This window comes from Mesorhizobium sp. M1273, from assembly GCF_040318195.1.
Classification (GTDB): Bacteria; Pseudomonadota; Alphaproteobacteria; order Rhizobiales; family Rhizobiaceae; genus Mesorhizobium.
On sequence record NZ_JAMYLV010000023.1, the window covers coordinates 38,617 to 56,072 of the forward strand.

Here is a 17,456-nt window from a genome sequence, read left to right on the forward strand (position 1 = left end):
CCGGCGAGGGCGGCCGAAGCCGCCTTCGCCCAAATCACCGACCAGCCGCTAAAGACCGGCGTCCTTGACTTTGCCGTCGACAATGCCGGCAATGGCATCGAGGCACGCCTTGGCATCGCCGCCATAGTCTTGGCCCGTAAGCAACTTGCCGAGCTCAACCGGAATGTCGTTGTTCGACAGATCCGCCCAGATCGGCATGTCCGGCTCAGATCCCATCTGATTGTCGATCGTGTATTTGATCGCGTCGAAATGGCGTGTCGTTCCGGGGCCGACAACAGCCTTCGCCTTGACCCGAGGATCTGTAAAAGAGGAATTGCGCATCGGCGAGGCGCCGCCGCCGAGCGTCGATACCCGCGCCATGACATCCTTCGAGCAGACCCACTGCATGAACAGCCATGCCGCTTCCTTGTTCTTGGAATATTGCGACAGCGAGATCGTCGAGCCGCCCTGGTGGCCGACGGCCGGGATTTCGTTGAAGCCGCAATCGGCAGCGGCGCGACGACCAGGAACTTCCTTGGGCGCGGGCAGGGCCTCGAACAGGCCTTTGACCTTGGAATCCTTGGCATCGAAGCCGGGGAAATCCTCGCCCCAGGTGATTGCCATGGCGGCTTGTCCCTGTGTCAGGGCCTGTCCTTGGCCGTCCCAGGTCCAAGTCGTCGCCGACGGCGGCGAGTTCTTGACCAGCTCCTGATAGAATTTGAGCCCGGCCACGCCGCGCTCGTCATTGCCGACAAACTTCTTGTCCTTGTTGAAGACAGAACCGCCATGGCCCCACAATGCGAAGGTCCAGTCGCATTCCAGCGAATAGTGGCCGGACTTCGCCTGGCACGCGGTGCCGAAGATTCCGTTGCTTTTTTCTGCCTCTGTAAGCGCCTGGACGGCCTTGAGGTAGGCGTCGAGGTCTGTCGGCAGCGCAATGTTGTGTTTGTCGAAAAGATCCTTGCGGTACATCAGGATGAAGATCGGAATATCGAATGGAATTCCACACTGTTTGCCGTTGTACATGGCGATGCCGTCGACCAACGGCTTGGAGAAATCGTCCCAGTCGAAGTTCGGCATCGCCAGTTCTTTGTTCTGGTCGTAATACTCGCGCGGATCGACGACATCCTGGGCAAACGTCGCCATCCAGGACTGGTCGAGATAGTAGACGTCATAGGTGCCAAGCTGGCCCTGTACGTCTTGCGTCGCCTTGGCGAGAACCTGCTCCAGCGGCACGATCTCGACTTCCACCTCAATGCCGGTTGCCTTGGTGAATTCACCCGCGACAAGCTGGTTGGCAACAATCGTTGGCGGCGTCGCTTCCGACGTGTAGCGGATTTTGGTGCCGGCATATGGTTTGCCGACGTCGGCCAGCCACTTCAGCATATCGGCGTCCTGGGCGCGGGCTTCTTCAACCCCGAGGCCCAGCATCCCCCGACTGGTGCGGCCACCACCTAGCATGGCCGATCCGAAGGCGGAAAAGCCGACACCGGCGAGCGCCATCTTCCTCATGAAGTCGCGTTTGGTTATCCGGCGCGCCGTAAAGTCATTGCAGGTATCGGCTACGAATGTCTTCTTGTCGTGTTCACTGAAGCTCATGATCGTTCCTCCATTGCGTTTTTGTCGTCGTTCTTCTCGTCAGCGCCTCACTCCTTCAGCGATCCGAGGGTGAGGCCGCGGACCAGATGCCGTTGAACCAGCAGGATAAAGATGAAGCTGGGTATGATCGCGGACGTGCCGAGCGCTGTGATGTAGCCCCACTCGGTCGCGGTCGAGGTGACAAAGGTCGAGATCTTCACCGGCACAGTGCGGATCGACGTTGTCAGGAACAGTGAGAGCAGGAACTCGGTCCACGAAAAGATGAAACACAGCACGGCCGTCGCAGCGATGCCGCCCTTGACCATGGGAAGGACCACGCGTCGGAACGTCTGCCAGCGCGTCGCGCCGTCAATAAGCGCCGCCTCATCAACCTCGCGCGGAACATCGTCGAAGAACGACTTCAAAAGCAGAACCGCCAGCGGCAGGTTGATCAAACTGTGAACGAGGACGAGGCCCGTATAGGTATCGCGCAAGCCGAGATCGCGGAACATGAAAACGATTGGAATGACGATCGCGATTGGCGGCATGAAGCGCTGCGAAAGAATCCAGAACAGGAAGGACTGCTGGCCGCTGAACTGCATTCGCGACAGGCAATAGGCGGCCAGGGTGGCCAGCAGCAGCGTCAGCGCCGTAGATCCGACGGCTATGATGGCGCTGTCGAGCAACGACTGGCGGGAATCGTATGAACTGGCGCCACCCTTGATCACCCCGGCCGCCTCGCCGCCCTGTTCCATGCCGATGTCGACGCGTGAGACGCCAAGCAACGTCACGCGGTAATTGTCCGGCGTCGGTGTGAAACCGACGTAGACCGGTCCGCTGCGGTCGAAGATCGCCGAATAGGGTTTGATAGACGACAGCGCCCACCACGCGATGGGGAACATGAAGATCGCCACCACCAGGACGGCGAGCACGTCGCGGGCGATCGTTTGGGCGCGCGACGACTCCATCAGAACCTCACCTTGAACAGCCTGACGAAGAGATTCGACACGACGATCAAGACGACGAGCACGATCAGCGACAGGGTCGCGGCATAGGGGAAGTCTCCGGTGAAGTAGATACGGCCAGCGTAGAACGAAAGCGTCTCGGTGGCCGTGCCTGGCCCGCCGGCGGTGATGATGTAGACGTAGTCGTAGATGCGAAAGAGATCGACGCCGCGGATCAGCACCGCGACCGCTATCACCTTGCGCAGCATCGGCAATGTGAGCCGCAAGAACGTCTGGATGCCGTTGGCACCGTCGATCGCGGCTGCCTCGAAAGGTTCCTTCGGCAGCGCCCTGAGCCCTGCCAGGATGATGAGCACCATGAACGGCGTCCATTGCCATATGTCCGCCAGCAGGATCGCCGCCAATGCGGTTCCGGGCTGCGTCAGGATCGGCTGTGCCGGCGAGATCAGGTCGAGGGCATAGAGGTAGAACGACAGGACGCCGAAAGAGCCGTCCTGCATCAGCAGGAACATCATTCCGGTCACCGCAGGCGGCACCACCAGCGGCAGTGTCATCAGCGCCCGCAGCACGCCGTAACCTTTGCGATCGGTGTCAAGCAGAAGCGCGATGAGGATGCCGAGCGCAAGCTGAACCGCAAGCGCGACGAAGGTGTAGATCAGCGTGGTTTCCAGCGAATGCCACATACGCGCATCCGAGAAGGCGCGCGTCCATTGGTGGAGCCCGGCGAAGTCGAGCTGACGGGAAACGACATTGCGTTTGTGAAGCGACAGCCAGACCGAATAGGCGAGGGGATAGATGCCGAAAACGAGAAGCATCACCGTGATCGGCGCGAGCCAGGGGAAAGGATGCTCGGCCGTCATGAACCGGGGAAGGGCCCATCTGGGCGCTTCGCGGGTCACGGTCACCGTGCTCACGCGCAAATCTCCGCTCGGTCACACAGACGCATCGGCCCTCTCCCTATCGGCCAGATTGTGCCAACTTGAACTTTTGTAAGTTTGTTGTGCCTTTTGTTAAGAACGTGTCGGACGGCCGCCGATTTGTCAAGTGTCGGTTCAGTCAGGCTCAAGGGATTTGCTCGTGGTCCCAGAGGATGCGTGATCGCCGAGTATGGAGTTGTTTTGGAGGAAACGCCGCCGGCAAATGCCGTGCACCAGCCTCAAACGCGCTCAGGGCCGCCGCCAATTTTGGCTGCAACATCCTTGGCCCTCGAACTGCGCAATTAGCGCTAAGATGCGATAAACTGCGCAGTTACAATAAGACCCTTTTCGTTACGAATTTACAAATGCTTAACCCTGATGCCGTTTCGAGCTTAGTTGTCCGCGGACAACTCACAGGGAATGCAGGAGAACACCTCAGACAGAGCAGCGGTTGTCAGCGGACAACCAAATGGCGCCAGGTGGAACGATGAAGGATCGATTGCTATGATGGCGCCGAAGTCCACCGCCGGCCTCCGGACACCCCATCTCATTACGCGGCTTCCAGTCCGACGGCCGGCTGCAGCATTGTGAGATACTCGGCAGCGGCCTGCGCCTTCGCAGCGGCCGTGATGATGGCTCTCTTGTCACTCTTAAGGACGGCGAGCCAGCTCGCCAGATAGGCGGCTGTGTTGTCGCGTGGATCATGCGCCACGCCCAGGTCGGCACACAGGAACGATGCCGCGAGCTCCGCAACAAGCTCCTCCACGGCGTAGCCTTCACTGCCGAACCTGCCCGTCAGATCGCGGTCCAGGCGATGCTTTGCGCCGGACCAATGCGAAACCTCGTCTAGCAAAGTCGAGTAAAGGTGAACCTCGCTGTCGAAACGCCCGCGGTCAGGCATGAGGATGTCGTTGATGCTGGGCCGGTAGCAAGCTTTGGCACCACCGTAGCTGACGCTTGCGCCGATGTTCTGGACGAAGCTCTCGAGGGCCTCGATGTGCGGAGCCGGATTGCCGAGAGCTCCTCGGCGGGGCTGAAGAAGCGATCCGGTATGTTCTCGATCTGCTCAATATTGAAGACGGTGTAGCCCTTCAGATATGGAATCGCGCGGTCTTCGTCATCGTCGTGATGCTTCGGCGTGAACGTGCCATATTTGACGACGAGGGTGCCTTTTTCGCCCTTACGGGCTTGACCACCGAAGTCCTGCGCCTGCCGGTAGGTCATCCAGGTGTTTTCCTCGCAGCCTGAGCCGAACTCAACGTGGGCGGAACCTGAATGTTGCAAAGTGAGGATCGGCATGGCTGGATACGGTGACGATGCAGGCTCCACGGCCTATGCGACGGCAGGCAGCTATACCTGCCAGCAGGCACGGTCGCAGCGGCGCGCCACGCGGCAGCGCCTATATTGACGGCCCCTACGGCATGCTTCCCCAGCGTGCCCACGGGGGCTTGGCACAGCCACGGGCTTGGCCTCCACCGTGTACGGCGCGACGCTCGCTAGCGATCTGACCCTGCAGCGGGTGATCGATGCCTCGTATCAGCCCGCGTACCTCGAACTGGTCAATCCGGGCTCGCTGCGAGCGCTATGTCACCGATTCGGACGGCATCGTCCATGTGCCGTCGACCCGTTCAGACCGACGCGGACAATTTGCCCATCATTGCTGAACTTGTAGGTCCCAATTCGCCCTTGCGGGCCACCGACGCGGTAAAGAGCTTGACATCAAACATTCTTTTTGGTTCAGACTCGTGGGACATTCAGACTCGTGGGACATGACCCACACGACGCGCTACCGTGTGTCTCGCCATCACGCCACCGCCATCCGACTTTGAGAAAGATCAGGTAGACCGGTCGAAACGGCCCGATTTGCGAAGCTTCGCAAGCAAGCTCTCTGCCGCGCCGTGGTAGTTGGCAGAGGCCTGCTCTGCCATCGGCAGCGAACTCCACACGGTTAGTTCGGCCACCAGAAAGTCGTTGTCTGCGTCCACCGGCGCGGATCTAAGTTGTCCGTTTTTATCCATCATGATTGCTACCACGGTGTCGTTTGCGCCGTACCCAATCGCCGCCATCCTCTGAATGCGAGAATCGCCGTCCACGCGAACGTCGAACAAGACAGATCCGCCAGTTTTCTCCGCGATGTCATCCACTCGGTCGGAAAACGCCCGATTCATACCGCCTGTATTGGCAAGTGATTGCTCCAACAAAACCAGTTCAACATACTCCGCCTTCATGCCGTGACTATGGGCGCACAGGCCCAATCGGCAATCCTACCCGGATCTTTTCACACAGGAATCCCAATGACATCCTCCAACGCGCCGCGGCGTGCGCGGCGACAATCAAGGTGAGACCGAACCAAGCACGAGACAGATGATATTGGTGATGATTGCGATTTCGACGCTGTTCCAGGTGGCTGCGATCAAGCGGTCGTTCTGCCAACGAAGCGTACCACTCCGTCGTCCCTGATTGTCCTGACCCACAAGCTCCTCCCCAGGAAGAAACTAAGCCTTGAGCGGGCGCGTGGGCGGCTGCAGCATCCGCAGACGACCCTCCGATCTCTTTCCGCTTCCTCGCAGGAGCGCCAGCTCCATGTTCGGCGTTTGCGCCGATTGCTGAGGGACGGAGACAAGGAACGCGACTGCCTCTCCGCTCGTTGACCGTCTCGACCCGAGTTGCCGTCATGCCCTCCACCTCCATACGCAAAACGGGGTCTGATCCGGAAAGAAGAATCCTCTCGGTCTGGTTTGTAGCCAGCGCCAAGGCATACCGAGTTTGACAGCGTTCCGCCGGAGACCTTTGCCGCGTTCCGGGCCGCATCCGCCAGGGTCGCTATTTCGACGACGCATCGGCAACAACTTCCGGTACCACCTTGTTGCTGCCGGTAGCGACCGGGGGACGACCTGACATTTCGGTGCCGAGTTCGTCCTTTACGCTCCAACCGTCGGTTGTGGACGCATGGAAGCTCTGGAATACCAGTGGCCCTGATCGCGCATCGCGCGGAAATTTGCGGCTGTTGCGATGCTCCGCCAAGCGGCCGGATGTTCAGCGTCAGACCGCAGTCCGTGCAGGTGGAATCTATCTTGACCAGACGTTCTCTGGCCTCGGCCAGTCGACGTTGTGCAGACCTAATCCTGTCGCACAGCGCGATGTTAATGCCGACGCCGCAGTCTTTGTCCAGCATTTCGGTCGCACGCTGGAGAGACAGCTCCGCTCGTTTCACGCGCTGCCTGGCTTTAGGCAGCTCGATGTTCAAAAGATCGACCATCATTCAAGATCCGAGGGGCCCCTTCGATTGTTAACCGGACCCGGTCGCATTGGTTCCAGTGGGAATCTGCACAGGGATTGGACGCGAGGATTCGTAAGCCTTGGATTGCCGACCAACTGCGGCCACAAAATCTTGCCATCGATTGCGTGCGGCGGCGCTGGCCAGCGGCAGCTCACTAACGGCGCCTCATCGGGCCAAGGTGATCGCCCGAGTACGAGTTTGGAGCCAAGTCGGGTTAAGCAGCCGTGTCGAGCGGCGCCGCCGGCGTCTGCGACTAAGCCAGCTTGCCGATGCTAGGTCGGCTTGGCAAAAAACTCCGGCAGGGTATGGACGGTATATTACTCGACCCTAATTAAGCGCCATGTTCCGCTTGCTGCTTAGCTTGGTCTCGTTGTTATTTTCCACCACGCTTCTTTATGCGCAAGAGTGGCAGCCCTTCGGCATTAAGCAGTTTGGCTTTGTATTCGATGCGCCCCCCGGCTTTGTTTTAACTCAGCGTTCCGACCAGGGAGCAGCTTTTCAGGGCAAAAACGAGGCCTTTCTTGCTGTTTGGGGCGCAAGGCTCGGAAAGGCCAGTTTCCGCGCCGAAATAGAGCATCGAATTGTCGAGGATGAAAAGGCGGGCTGGAAAGTGACCTATCGGCGCGTTAAGCCGACGTGGGCCAGTTATTCCGGTATCAGGGACGGGCAAATCCGCTACGTACGCGTCATTGCCGTCTGCAATGACGGTGCGGCGCTCTTTATAATGAACTACAGCAGATCCGAAAAAATCGCCTACGATCCCGTCGTCGTGCGAATGGTGCGATCGCTACGGGCGGAAGGCTGCTAAAGCCTGAGACTTTCAGAAATATGTGTGGACGTTGATCGCGTTGGCCTGCAGCGAAGACTGAGATTTAACGGCAACAGCGGTTCTCGGTCGCCCCGTTCCACCGCCGCACCGCCAACGTGAGGGAATCTGCCGTTTCCGTGGCTCCGCAACGGCGAAACCGAACCAGGCTGGGCGCCTATCCCTCACCGCGACCGCGGCGCAGCCGAGGAGATGGGGATGTTACGGTCCTCTGTTTAGGGCCGATGGTCAAAAAGTTTACCAGCTCCCGACCGGAAGCTGGTCGCAGAGGAAGTCCTTCTCTAAATTCCATAGCAATCCTTTGGTTCGCACCTCCAGTGCACCCCGTGATAAGGGAGTTGCGGCGCAGACTTGAGGCAGATGAAAATGTCGAAGAGCAGGCCTGGGCCGTCAGTGAGCGGCGGGTCTCGGACTCAATGCCTGACGACGCGCCCGTGATCTCGCAATCCCGCGCTTAGGACGTCGGGACCGCTGATGCCACAACAACAAGCAGAGCCGCAGTCGCGACAAACGACGTCGAGGCGAGCAGCAGTCCAATCAGGGTTACGAGACCGTCGCATTCCATCAATGCGACGGCCAAGACTACCAGTGAGAGCACCGGCAGGATATTGCCGAAGGGAATCAGCAGCGCGATAACGACAGCGAGCAGGAAGACCGGAACGCCGAGCGGGTCTGCACCGTCGGGCCCGTCAGGATCTGCAGCCGACCGGTGCGCACCACTTTCTCCACCCGGCTGATCATCGGCACCGAATGACGGACCATAAGACCGAACGCCACAGGCGAAAACTGGCGCTCTCTGATGATGGCGGGCAACCAGACCCTCCGGCTGCCCGCGACGATCTGGAGCGGGACCAGCGCGAGCCCGCTGCCGAACACCGTGCCGAACGGCCCCGGGATCGGCGTCAACGCTGGGATGGCTCGGACATCTCACCCACGCAGCCGGTCCTCACGCATCCTCGCCGGCTCTGTTCAGAGCCCGGACAAGGGCTGCGCATTGCGGGTCCTGGCTATCCAGAAGCTCCGCCGGCGCCGTACGGCCAATCGCTATATTGATGGCGGTGGACCGCCGCCCAGCCGTAGTCGCCGGCGGCGCGCTCGATGAGTGGCGGGTCCTGAGACGTCAGGCAGTTCTGAGACTGGCGAACGATCTCCACGGAAGCTTCGCGCGCTCTCCGACCAACTCAAGGAGGCCAGTGGTGACAGCTTCCAATCGAAATATATCGACATGCAGACCCAGGCGCATAAGGAAGCGGTGGCGCTGTTTTCCGCTTACGCAAATTCCGGCGACGATCCGGCTGAAATGAAGGAGTTGCCAAAAAGACGCTGCCAGTGCTGCAGATGCACGAACGTCACGTCAAGGATCTCGCTGCCGCGCATCAATGGCGACGACCGCCAGCGGCTTCGCAAACGGAAACGTCCGGCATGAAGGGAGCGGCTGTCGTCGGGACCCGGGAACAAAGTACCGAGAGTGCCGTTATTCACCTGGCTTATTCCCGAGAGGATCCAACGGGAGGCGGCATTCGCGAGGCGCCAAGGGCAGTAGAGCTGGGTTTCGGCACCGTCCCGATTGCCGCTGTCACAGGCTGAATCGATTTCCGGCCAGGACAGGTTACCATGCGCTACGGCGAGATATTTGCAAACGCAACGGCACTCTTGTTGGTGACGCTGATGATTGGCGGCGTCTTCGTCCTGTTTGGAGAGCCGCTGTGGCCGCGGCACTACGCGAGAATGGTGCTGGTCACGGATATCGATGCCATGACCACCGCGTCAGTCCGAACAAGCTGCCTGCCCAGTCCCTGCCTGCCCGAGACCGTCGATCAGACCATGCTCACTCCTCGCCCCGAGGACGGACCTTGATTTGCGATTTGCAGACGCTGGAGCTGGGTACGGAAAAGCCCGCCGCCCGAGCTGCGCGGCGGGCTTTTTTAGTGAATCAACCCACGGTAGACCGTCTGGCCACGACTAGGTCAGGATAATCACGATCTTGTAGGTATTCGGGTCGACGATGACGATCCGGCCGTCAGCGAGCACGAAATACTCGTAATTTTCATAAGCCGGAACGATCTTGACGATGCGCGCCGGCAGACGATGCAGCCGGACCTTCTTTCGCGGAACCTCGACGCCGACGGAGATGTCGAAATCGACATTGGAAACGGGTTGGACGTTCGTTTCCTTGATGACCTGGGTAATCTGGGTCTTCTGTTCAACGGTCACATTGCTGATGGAAGCGGTCGAACTCTGGTCCTGCGTCTGCGTCGAGGCATTGCCTTGGGTCTGCTCGGTGGTCGTGGTCCCGGCCTTGCCCTGAGCCTGCTCGTCGGTCTTCATCTTGGTGCTGCCCGTGGCCTGTTGTTCAGTCGTGGCGCCAGCCTTGCCCTGAGCTTGCTCGGTGGTTGTGGTGGTTCCAGCCTTGCCCTGAGCCTGCTGATTGGGCTTTATCTTGGAGCTGCCCTGAGCCTGCTCGGTGGTGGTGGTTCCAGCCTTGCCCTGGGCTTGCTCCTCGGTCGTCATCTTCGTGTTGCCCGTGGCCTGCTGGTCAGTGGTGGCGCCAGCCTTGCCTTGGGCTTGCTGATCGGTCTTCAGTTTCGGTTTGCCTTGGGCTTGCTGGTCAGTCGTAGCGCCAGCATTGCCCTGTGCCTGCTCGCCGGTCTTCAGCTTCGGTTTGCCCTGCGCCTGTTGATCAGTGGTGGTGGCGGCCTTGCCCTGAGCCTGCTCGCCCATCTTGGCGCCGTTCTGGCAATTGGCAGTGCCGGCTGCACAATTGGCGCCGGACTGGTCGTCGGTCGACTGCTGCGTCTGGGCAAGTGCGGCCCCGCAGCTGACGCTGATTGCTAACATGCTGGTGATCAGAACGCCTTTCATGAGAGATCTCCTTGGAAAATGCTTCCCTTCACCCCGCAAAACTGCGGCTAAAAAAGTTTGTTCCAAACTAATGGAGCGAAACGGCAAGCGATCCGATCGGCGGAACTAGCTCCACCCGATAGCGTTACCGGCCTAGTCACCCCGCTGCGAACGGCATGACGCAGCGCAGCGCAGAGGTGGCTCACGAGGAAAGGAGACAATCATGAGAATGCATCTTTCCACAGCCGCGGCTGGGTTTTTGCTGCTTGCGGGTATTGGCGCCGCTGCCGCCCAGGATGTGGTCATCGAACCGCAGCAGGAGACGATCGTACGCGAGTATGTGAAAAAGCAGCCTCTGGCGTCCGTCCAGCTCCCCGGCGTGGAGCTCAATGTCGGCTCGACCCTGCCTGATACCGTCGAGCTTCATGAAGTCCCCAACGTCAAATACCGCTACGTCGTCGTCGACAACCAGACCGTCCTGGTCGATCCAGGCACACGCAGGATCGTGAAGGTCATCCAGTGAACAAGCGCGTCGCTTTGAAGGGACATGCGGCGACGTTGAGCGACAATGAAGTACCGCACCGACACCGTGGCTACTGGCCATCGTGGCAAGGACCACGATGCGCATGACAAGGCCCAGGGTAACCAAAGCCCCGCTCCGGCGTTGGGGCGAGGGCGGGGGACGCTTTGGCCGGAGCGGGGTTAGGCTAGGTGGTCACCCCGTGGCAAGCAAAGGCGACCGCAGTTGAGATTAGCGGATTTTGTGGCGCTTTCAATATTTCAATATCCGTGACTGAGTGCCTATCGCCTCAGCGGCGCTGGTAAGGAATCGGGCTTCTCGCAAGAGCGAGTCCCAGTTGAGGGTGCCCAATAGGTTGATGAGATCGCGCGCCTGTTCGACGGTGATCCCCGTTTCTTTGACCAGCCGCAGAATGACCAGGTCGTGCATCGGCGGTGGATTGGCGACTTCGCCGGCATCGCAGAACCTTCCAGCGGCAGCCCAAATCATCGGGACGAGGTAGAGCGTCTGCATTAATGGGCAAGAAGGACATTCTACAAGCGGACGTTTGTACCTGCTGAACTCAACCGGCTGAGTAATCAACATCAGGCTTAGGCTGCGGTGCATGAGCACGCGGTAGCTGCGCAAGCTTCGCCGCACCAGCGCACTCGTCGTGCGCATTGGCACGCTGGCATGTGCATCGGTGGCGGCAACCGGCAGGGTGGGTGGTTTCAGAGATTGAGTACAGAAAAGGCCAGGAATAAATCGGGAGCGACTGTTCACGCGTTGTCCTCGACACGCTTGCCCTCCGCATCCGTCCCTTTGATCTCGGTAGTCCACGCCTCGGTTGGCGCCGATTGCTGGCGGATTTGATATAAGCCTATTTGGGCCGGCGTGCGGCAGCGATGGCCTGCAACAGATTGATGCTGTTCACGTCGGGTTCGCTGGATGCGGCAACGGCAAGTGCGGCGGCTTCGGCGATTTTCGCGACGTCGTCGCTGCTGATCGTTCCGCGCTTTTCCAGCAGATTTACAAGTTCGACAACGAGAAGAAAGGCGTTCACACCATATCGTTCGGCTTTGAGCTCGAACTCGCCTCGAGCCAATTTCTCCGCGTCTCCTTCAGCCCGTTTGTCCACGTGATCGCCCTCTACTTTTGCCGATAACCTATTAACGCTTAGCACGAATGGTTTAATCCTTCGAACTGGCCACAACCTTCGCCAATTGCCCGGCATAGTGTCGCCGGTGGCAGGGGCATGGGTTCAGCCAAGGATGAGACCAACCAACAGAACGGTAATAATAAAGGACAACACGACGGCAAGTAGCCCGCATGCTTCCAAAGTGTTGGTTTGCCAAGCTTTCGTCGGGCGCCTCCGGTTTGAATTGCCGTTTCGCGAAACAAACTTCATCGGGCACCAGATCGGACGCGGAGCCGGCTTGAACTTGGCAAAGCGCTCCTCTTCATCGGCCCGGAAGGCATCTCCGCGAAACTCCGGAGCACCGTATGCGCGGCGCCGGCCTGCCTTTCATCGACGCGGGCCATCACCAGTACGACACCCTCAGCGATCTTCGGCTTGCGCGGCTTCTGGGCAGAATTGGCGAAAGTTCCGAGAAGCACGCCGGCAAAGCCGCCCCACGCCGCACCGACCAGGGCCATGCCGGTCATCCCCGCAGGATCAACGTCTTGAGCTCCAAAAGCGCTGAAGCCGGCCAACAGACCAGCCGTGGCGCCAAGTGCGGCACCAGCAATCGCACCCCGCCAGAGAGCGCTCATCTCATCGTCGTAATATCCAGCAACGCTGATCGGTTCATCATTGTCGTTGTAAGATCCGACCACGCTGATTTGCCGGCGACGAATCCCGGCAGCCTGAAGCCTGGCCACAGCACGTGCTGCCTGGGCATGGGAATTGAACAGTCTGCTGATTGTTTGCATTTACGCCCAGGCCCGACGCCCGTTCGGAGCGTCGGGCCTCTCCTCCCTGGCTTGAACTCTTCCGCCCGGACGCATCTTCGTCGCGCCAAAGCTCACCACAACGTAAGCCAGCCGGCTACGTTCCTCAGCCGGGGCTTCGGTCCAATCCTGGAGTATCTTGCTTGGGACCTAAGTCTGACCTGCTTGGGCGCGCTGAGGCCATGCCGAGCGGGGACGGTCGCCGGCTCGAAGAGAGGGTTCAGATGCTATCGCAGACCCAAAAAGCTCAAAATGGCGATTACGATCACGATCGCGCCGACCAGCCAGATAATGTTGTTCATCATTACGCTCCTTCGCCTCCGGGCGGGGCGCACGCCGGGGCGAAGCCCGCCACGCAAGTAGAATATTAGATACGGCTAAAGGTTCCTCGCGGGGCCTCTCGAAAGAGCCCACCGCACCAGTCGGCACGGCGGGCGACGCAAAGTTTCACCCCGGTGGGGGCAGAAGACGGCGTTGCGTCCAAGGCTCAGCTGATGCTTCTGGACCAGTTATCAACCTGGCGCTCTGCCTCTTCCTTGGCGATGCCATATCGCTCCTGGATACGCCCCAAGAGCTGGTCCCGGTTGCCCTCGATCCGATCAAGATCATCGTCGGTGAGGTCACCCCACTGCTCTTTCGCCTTGCCTTTGAACTGCGTCCATTTTCCCTTGATTTGATCCCAGTTCATGTGTTCCTCCTTGCTTGCGCGCCAGCTCGCGTTGTTGAAAGCCACCTTTCAGGAGAAACCGCTCAGGCGATAGGCTCGGTTGATGCCAACAAAAACTGGGTTGCCAATGCCCTTGCTACAAGCCCGGAAGCCTACGCAACGCATCGAGGAGATCGGGAGGACAGCCCGGGGGCTTTGGAACTCGCCTTAATCCGGCAACAGAATCTGAAGCTTTACGTCCGCCGGCCGGGCTTCGACTGCGCGGTCGAAGGCGTTGATGGAATCTTCGAAGGGGAAGGTCGCCGAAATGAGTGGCTTTAGGTCGACCCGGCCCGACCCCATCAGCGCGATTGCCCGCTCATATTGGTGGGCATATCGGAACACAGTCTCGATGCGGACTTCCTTGGTCGAGGCGGTGGCGACATCGAATGCGATCGGCGCCACCGGCAGGCCGACGACCACTACCGCGCCACCGGGCCGCGGCAGATCGAGCAGGGTCTCCCATGCCTTGGACGAGCCCGAGCATTCAAACACCACGTCGGCGCCCCAGCCATCGGTCAGGCGCTTTACCTCCGCCGCCAGGTTCCTGTCGCGGACGTTGATCGGGATCACGCCTTGATAGCCGCCGGCGATGTCGAGCTTGGGTTGGGCGAGATCTGCAACAACGGCGCGGGCGCAGCCGCCGGCGAGCGCCGCGATCGCCACCATCGTGCCGATTGGCCCTGCGCCAATCACCACCGCCGTGTCGCCCGGCGCGATCTTTGCTTTGGCAGCCGCCTGCATGCCGACAGCGAAGGGCTCCACCATGGCGCCTTCGGCGAAGCTGACATTGTCGGGCAGTTTGAAAGTGTAGTTGGCGGGGTGGACGACATAGGGCGTCAGCACGCCGTGGATCGGCGGCGTTGCCCAGAACCTGACCGCTGGATCGATGTTGTAGAGGCCGAGCCGGCTCGCCCGCGAATTGGGATCGGGGATACCCGGCTCCATGCAGACGCGGTCGCCGACCTTCAGATGCTCGACGCGTTCCCCCGTTTCGACGACGGTGCCGGCGGCTTCATGGCCCAAGACCATCGGCGCTTCGACCACGAATGGGCCGATGCGGCCATGCGTATAGTAGTGCACGTCGGAGCCGCAGATGCCCACCGTATGGATCTTGATGCGAACTTCGCCCGGGCCGACGGTCTGTGGCAGATCGATGTCACGCAGCTTGAGTTCGTGCTGGCGTTCAAGGACAAGGGCGCGCACGTTCGTCATCGACGTAGTCTCCTCTAAAGCTTATTGTAGGGGCCTTCGTGACCTTACTTGCACTCGGCGCGTTCATCATAGCCGCTCATTCACAGCTTCAAAATCCAGCTCGGAAAACAGGGGGGTTGCCTGATTCCGACTATTCGTACGAACTTCCCGGCCAAAGGACTTTGAAGGCCGGCCATGCCGCTGCCGAATGCCCTCGGCGGAATGAAATAGTCGTTCGCCCCGAGACTCCCCACTCCCCAGCCTCCAAGCCAGAAGACCGGCATCGGCCAGTCATCAACAGGGGTCCAGCAGGTGCGCGACACCCGACGCTACATGCCATGGAACGCTTGCCCAATCCGCTTCTGGTCGATGCGGCCCACCAGGTGAACGCAAGAAGTTCCCGGTTCGCTTCCCGCCCATAATGCTGCCGGCGGCTATGCGCTTCATTAACGTCATTCTTCATTCGAAGCGCTCAGGCCGGAAGCTGCCGTGCGTAAGACGCCAGGTCATTGCCCGCCGGGGATAAGTTTGCAGCTGGACAATATTGGCCAGCCGGGCGATCCCGGTTTGGCGTTGCTTCGGCGAGTCAATACTGAGCCTGCGCTTACGCGCCATCCTTCTCGACAAGACCAACGGCTGGACCCGATCGAGTGCAAACGGGTTCAGTTGGTGCTGGTTGTGGCGGTGAACCCGCACTGCTTCTGTTCCATATCGATCTGCTTCGTGATGCGGACGGCGTTCTGTGCGTAGGCCTCCGTCACGGAGCCACTATTCACAGTCTTGTCCTTCAGCGGGCTCACGCCTGCGCAGAGGTGGAAAACATGCGGCTCGCTGGACTTCGCGGCTCCGTTTTCGGGCGCGATCCAGTAGACGACATCCTGACCGGCGGGGTGGCTCGCGTCCCGCGTCGCCGCCGCCACGGCGGCGGTGTCCGTTGCAATCGCCTGCGCCTGAGCGGCGACATCGGGCGAACAGGCCGTGGTGGGCTGCCCCGACTTGATCTGGGCTGCGCATGCGTTCATATCCTGGGTGTACTGTTCGACCGACGGGGGTTTGAAACTGATCCCCATGACCGTCGCGAGCACGGCCAGCGCAGCGCCGACGCCGCCGGCAACCTTCTTGGTCCGCGGATCCATGTTTTTGTCGGTGAGGATCAGGAAAACCAGCGGGAGGAAGGCAATCAGCGTGATGATTGCGCCGAGCTGGTTTTGGAAGAAGAACCTGGCCGCGTCGGATGCACGAGCCGGATCGTGCCTGTTGGCCGCCTTCCATAGCAAGTTGCCGGCGATTGCGAAAATCGCGATGCCGACCAGAAGGCCGATGACCAGCGGCAGGTGTCCCTGGTCGAACTTGTTCTGGCGAAGCAGCATAATTCCGTAGATCTCGCCGCCAATGGCGACGACCCACGAGAGTGCGGCGAAAAGGCGAAGACGTGTGGCGGAGGACTTCTGGCCCTGCGTCGCTTGCCAATCCTTGGTAACGTCTGGCTTGTTGTCGGTCATTGACCAGATCCCCTGATATCGACACTTCTGCCGGCGGCGTTAGACCAGAAGGCCAACCCGCCCTGCGCAGCGTCATTGAACGAGCGTCACCTGCCTCAGCGACACGGCGAAAATGTGAGCGCCACGGCAGGCCTCATCTCCATTCATAATTCATATTGCGCATGAGTGAATCCGTCCATACCCACGCAGGCAGACGCCAATGCGGCGATGGCTTCGTTCTTGTTAATCTCTGGCTCGAACTTGACGCTGCCTTTCCTCGCTTCCCGGCGGCGGTCGCGCCATTCCCGACACCAGCCGAAGCGAAGTGACGAGCCATTTTTAACGAGACAGTTCTAACGAGACAAACATTGCGGCAAGATCGACGCGGATAGCGGCCGTGGTGTTGGCTTGCATGCTGACCTCCAGGTGATGTTTGGCGACTTCGCTCTGGCAGAGCGCTGGTCGCGATTCAGTCGCCGCATGGACGCCAAGCTTGGCCCCGACCATTTGCATTGATAATAATGCAGATTTGCATTGTCTTATCGCGATGAACAGGAATGTTTAACATGACAACGTTGACAGTGACGACAAGGGGACAGGTGACGTTCCGCAAGGACGTGCTGCAACATCTGGGCATCAAACCGGGCGAGAAGATCGAGCTTGATCTGCTGCCCGACGGTCGGGCGGAATTGAGGGCGGCACGGGCAAAGGGGTCGTTCCGGGACCTCCACGGGTTCCTCAGAGGCAAGACGAACGGCCGGGTGCTCAGCATCGAGGAGACCAACGAGGCAATGGCGGAAGCGGGCGCTGTGGCCGGGTCCGGCGAGGAATGAGGGTTACGGCCGACACGAATGTGCTGCTGCGCGCCTATGTCGTCGATGATGAGGGGCAGGCGGCCATTGCTGTCGACCTGCTGGCCAAAGCGGACATCGTGGCCGTGAGCGTGAAGGCCTTGTGCGAGTTCCCAGGGTTCTGGCCCGGCAGTACCAGACAGAGCGCGAAAATTTGCCGCAGCGATCCGGGCGTTGCTGAACACCGCGAATGGTTGTCGTCAACCGGCCGGCGGTTTCCGCGGGGCAAAAGTCGATCGGTGGGTTGCGAAACCGCCGCTGACCAGGTTTGGCAAGTACTGGACGTCAAGCCGCATTTGCGCAGGGCTCGGCGTCCCGGAAGCATCGCCGATGCCTGCGCAGTGACTGCGTCCTTGTTATAGCCAGCATCGCCAACAATCGCCCAGCCT

17 protein-coding genes and 3 pseudogenes are annotated in these 17,456 nt (G+C 60.1%); 6 read left to right on the forward strand and 14 right to left on the reverse strand.

The genetic code is table 11. The features are described 5' to 3' along the window. Positions 1–48 precede the first annotated feature (48 nt). The 5 genes and pseudogenes from NKH30_RS22295 to NKH30_RS22315 all read right to left on the reverse strand — a co-directional run bounded on the left by NKH30_RS22295 (position 49) and on the right by NKH30_RS22315 (position 5,667). Positions 49–1,578 (reverse strand): ABC transporter substrate-binding protein, encoded by a 1,530-nt coding sequence (locus tag NKH30_RS22295; protein ID WP_352541853.1) that lies wholly within the window; start codon positions 1,576–1,578, stop codon positions 49–51. Positions 1,579–1,625: 47 nt separating this feature from the next. Further along, entirely contained in the window at positions 1,626–2,525 is a 900-nt protein-coding gene (locus NKH30_RS22300; RefSeq protein ID WP_352503255.1) for a carbohydrate ABC transporter permease, read from the reverse strand. Further along, entirely contained in the window at positions 2,525–3,436 is a 912-nt protein-coding gene (locus NKH30_RS22305) for a carbohydrate ABC transporter permease (RefSeq protein WP_352474341.1), read from the reverse strand. The genes NKH30_RS22300 and NKH30_RS22305 overlap by 1 nt, the downstream gene beginning before the upstream one ends. 553 nt (positions 3,437–3,989) lie before the next feature. Then, positions 3,990–4,687 (reverse strand): annotated as a pseudogene (locus tag NKH30_RS22310) (ArdC family protein); the annotation flags it as partial. A 587-nt stretch (positions 4,688–5,274) separates the two neighbouring features. Further along, entirely contained in the window at positions 5,275–5,667 is a 393-nt protein-coding gene (locus tag NKH30_RS22315) for a hypothetical protein (RefSeq protein ID WP_353016357.1), read from the reverse strand. 1,392 nt (positions 5,668–7,059) lie between these two features. On the opposite strand from NKH30_RS22315, the gene NKH30_RS22320 reads away from it, so the two are divergent. Further along, the gene (locus tag NKH30_RS22320) at positions 7,060–7,527 is read left to right on the forward strand and encodes a hypothetical protein (RefSeq protein ID WP_352997072.1); all 468 of its coding nucleotides are present in this window, start codon (positions 7,060–7,062) and stop codon (positions 7,525–7,527) included. Between the two features lie 472 nt (positions 7,528–7,999). On the opposite strand, the pseudogene NKH30_RS22325 reads toward NKH30_RS22320, so the two are convergent. Both NKH30_RS22325 and NKH30_RS33240 read right to left on the reverse strand, forming a co-directional pair. Further along, positions 8,000–8,421: pseudogene (locus NKH30_RS22325) on the reverse strand (exopolysaccharide biosynthesis protein). A 70-nt stretch (positions 8,422–8,491) separates the two neighbouring features. After that, positions 8,492–8,699, reverse strand: a pseudogene (locus NKH30_RS33240) (hypothetical protein); the annotation flags it as partial. Here NKH30_RS33240 and NKH30_RS22330 point away from each other — a divergent pair. After that, positions 8,648–8,971: a DUF4142 domain-containing protein gene (locus NKH30_RS22330; RefSeq protein WP_352541855.1), complete on the forward strand. Its 324-nt coding sequence runs from the start codon at positions 8,648–8,650 to the stop codon at positions 8,969–8,971. The pseudogene NKH30_RS33240 and the gene NKH30_RS22330 sit on opposite strands and share 52 nt — an antisense overlap. A gap of 188 nt (positions 8,972–9,159) precedes the next feature. After that, entirely contained in the window at positions 9,160–9,402 is a 243-nt protein-coding gene (locus NKH30_RS22335) for a polymerase (protein WP_352997074.1), read from the forward strand. 105 nt (positions 9,403–9,507) lie between these two features. On the opposite strand, the gene NKH30_RS22340 is transcribed toward NKH30_RS22335, so the two are convergent. Then, entirely contained in the window at positions 9,508–10,407 is a 900-nt protein-coding gene (locus NKH30_RS22340) for a DUF1236 domain-containing protein (protein WP_352997076.1), read from the reverse strand. 202 nt (positions 10,408–10,609) lie between these two features. Between NKH30_RS22340 and NKH30_RS22345 the strand changes: the two genes are divergently transcribed. After that, positions 10,610–10,909, forward strand: coding sequence for a DUF1236 domain-containing protein (locus tag NKH30_RS22345; RefSeq protein ID WP_352997078.1), 300 nt, complete (start codon positions 10,610–10,612; stop codon positions 10,907–10,909). A 249-nt stretch (positions 10,910–11,158) separates the two neighbouring features. Here the strand turns inward: NKH30_RS22345 and NKH30_RS22350 are convergent, their stop codons facing one another. From NKH30_RS22350 to NKH30_RS22375, 6 genes are all read right to left on the reverse strand, one after another. Beyond that, complete coding sequence (locus tag NKH30_RS22350) at positions 11,159–11,668, reverse strand: hypothetical protein (protein WP_352997080.1); 510 nt, start codon at positions 11,666–11,668, stop codon at positions 11,159–11,161. 97 nt (positions 11,669–11,765) lie between these two features. Then, a complete protein-coding gene (locus NKH30_RS22355; RefSeq protein WP_352589232.1) occupies positions 11,766–12,023 on the reverse strand; it encodes a hypothetical protein in 258 nt (85 codons plus the stop codon). 266 nt (positions 12,024–12,289) lie between these two features. Continuing rightward, the gene (locus NKH30_RS22360) at positions 12,290–12,658 is read right to left on the reverse strand and encodes a hypothetical protein (protein ID WP_352997082.1); all 369 of its coding nucleotides are present in this window, start codon (positions 12,656–12,658) and stop codon (positions 12,290–12,292) included. A 664-nt stretch (positions 12,659–13,322) separates the two neighbouring features. Then, positions 13,323–13,523, reverse strand: a complete 201-nt coding sequence (locus NKH30_RS22365; RefSeq protein WP_023719429.1) for a CsbD family protein — start codon at positions 13,521–13,523, stop codon at positions 13,323–13,325. Positions 13,524–13,709: 186 nt separating this feature from the next. After that, positions 13,710–14,756, reverse strand: a complete 1,047-nt coding sequence (locus NKH30_RS22370) for an NAD(P)-dependent alcohol dehydrogenase (RefSeq protein WP_352981058.1) — start codon at positions 14,754–14,756, stop codon at positions 13,710–13,712. A gap of 641 nt (positions 14,757–15,397) precedes the next feature. Then, positions 15,398–16,237 (reverse strand): succinate dehydrogenase/fumarate reductase transmembrane subunit, encoded by an 840-nt coding sequence (locus NKH30_RS22375; RefSeq protein ID WP_352686130.1) that lies wholly within the window; start codon positions 16,235–16,237, stop codon positions 15,398–15,400. 545 nt (positions 16,238–16,782) lie between these two features. On the opposite strand from NKH30_RS22375, the gene NKH30_RS22380 reads away from it, so the two are divergent. Both NKH30_RS22380 and NKH30_RS22385 read left to right on the forward strand, forming a co-directional pair. Continuing rightward, on the forward strand, positions 16,783–17,049 hold the full coding sequence (locus NKH30_RS22380) for an AbrB/MazE/SpoVT family DNA-binding domain-containing protein (protein WP_352981059.1): 267 nt from the start codon (positions 16,783–16,785) through the stop codon (positions 17,047–17,049). Further along, a complete protein-coding gene (locus tag NKH30_RS22385; protein ID WP_352981060.1) occupies positions 17,046–17,429 on the forward strand; it encodes a PIN domain-containing protein in 384 nt (127 codons plus the stop codon). Before NKH30_RS22380 ends, NKH30_RS22385 begins: the two co-directional genes overlap by 4 nt. The last annotated feature ends 27 nt before the right edge of the window (positions 17,430–17,456 follow it).

Excerpts from the sequence above, each read along its gene's own strand:
- NKH30_RS22295 (WP_352541853.1), bottom strand. The coding sequence starts at position 1,578 with ATGAGCTTCAGTGAACACGACAAGAAGACATTCGTAGCCGATACCTGC.
- NKH30_RS22300 (WP_352503255.1), bottom strand. The coding sequence starts at position 2,525 with ATGGAGTCGTCGCGCGCCCAAACGATCGCCCGCGACGTGCTCGCCGTC.
- NKH30_RS22315 (WP_353016357.1), bottom strand. The coding sequence starts at position 5,667 with ATGAAGGCGGAGTATGTTGAACTGGTTTTGTTGGAGCAATCACTTGCC.
- NKH30_RS22320 (WP_352997072.1), top strand. The coding sequence starts at position 7,060 with ATGTTCCGCTTGCTGCTTAGCTTGGTCTCGTTGTTATTTTCCACCACG.
- NKH30_RS22335 (WP_352997074.1), top strand. The coding sequence starts at position 9,160 with ATGCGCTACGGCGAGATATTTGCAAACGCAACGGCACTCTTGTTGGTG.
- NKH30_RS22340 (WP_352997076.1), bottom strand. The coding sequence starts at position 10,407 with ATGAAAGGCGTTCTGATCACCAGCATGTTAGCAATCAGCGTCAGCTGC.
- NKH30_RS22345 (WP_352997078.1), top strand. The coding sequence starts at position 10,610 with ATGAGAATGCATCTTTCCACAGCCGCGGCTGGGTTTTTGCTGCTTGCG.
- NKH30_RS22360 (WP_352997082.1), bottom strand. The coding sequence starts at position 12,658 with ATGAGCGCTCTCTGGCGGGGTGCGATTGCTGGTGCCGCACTTGGCGCC.
- NKH30_RS22365 (WP_023719429.1), bottom strand. The coding sequence starts at position 13,523 with ATGAACTGGGATCAAATCAAGGGAAAATGGACGCAGTTCAAAGGCAAG.
- NKH30_RS22370 (WP_352981058.1), bottom strand. The coding sequence starts at position 14,756 with ATGACGAACGTGCGCGCCCTTGTCCTTGAACGCCAGCACGAACTCAAG.
- NKH30_RS22375 (WP_352686130.1), bottom strand. The coding sequence starts at position 16,237 with ATGACCGACAACAAGCCAGACGTTACCAAGGATTGGCAAGCGACGCAG.
- NKH30_RS22380 (WP_352981059.1), top strand. The coding sequence starts at position 16,783 with ATGACAACGTTGACAGTGACGACAAGGGGACAGGTGACGTTCCGCAAG.
- NKH30_RS22385 (WP_352981060.1), top strand. The coding sequence starts at position 17,046 with ATGAGGGTTACGGCCGACACGAATGTGCTGCTGCGCGCCTATGTCGTC.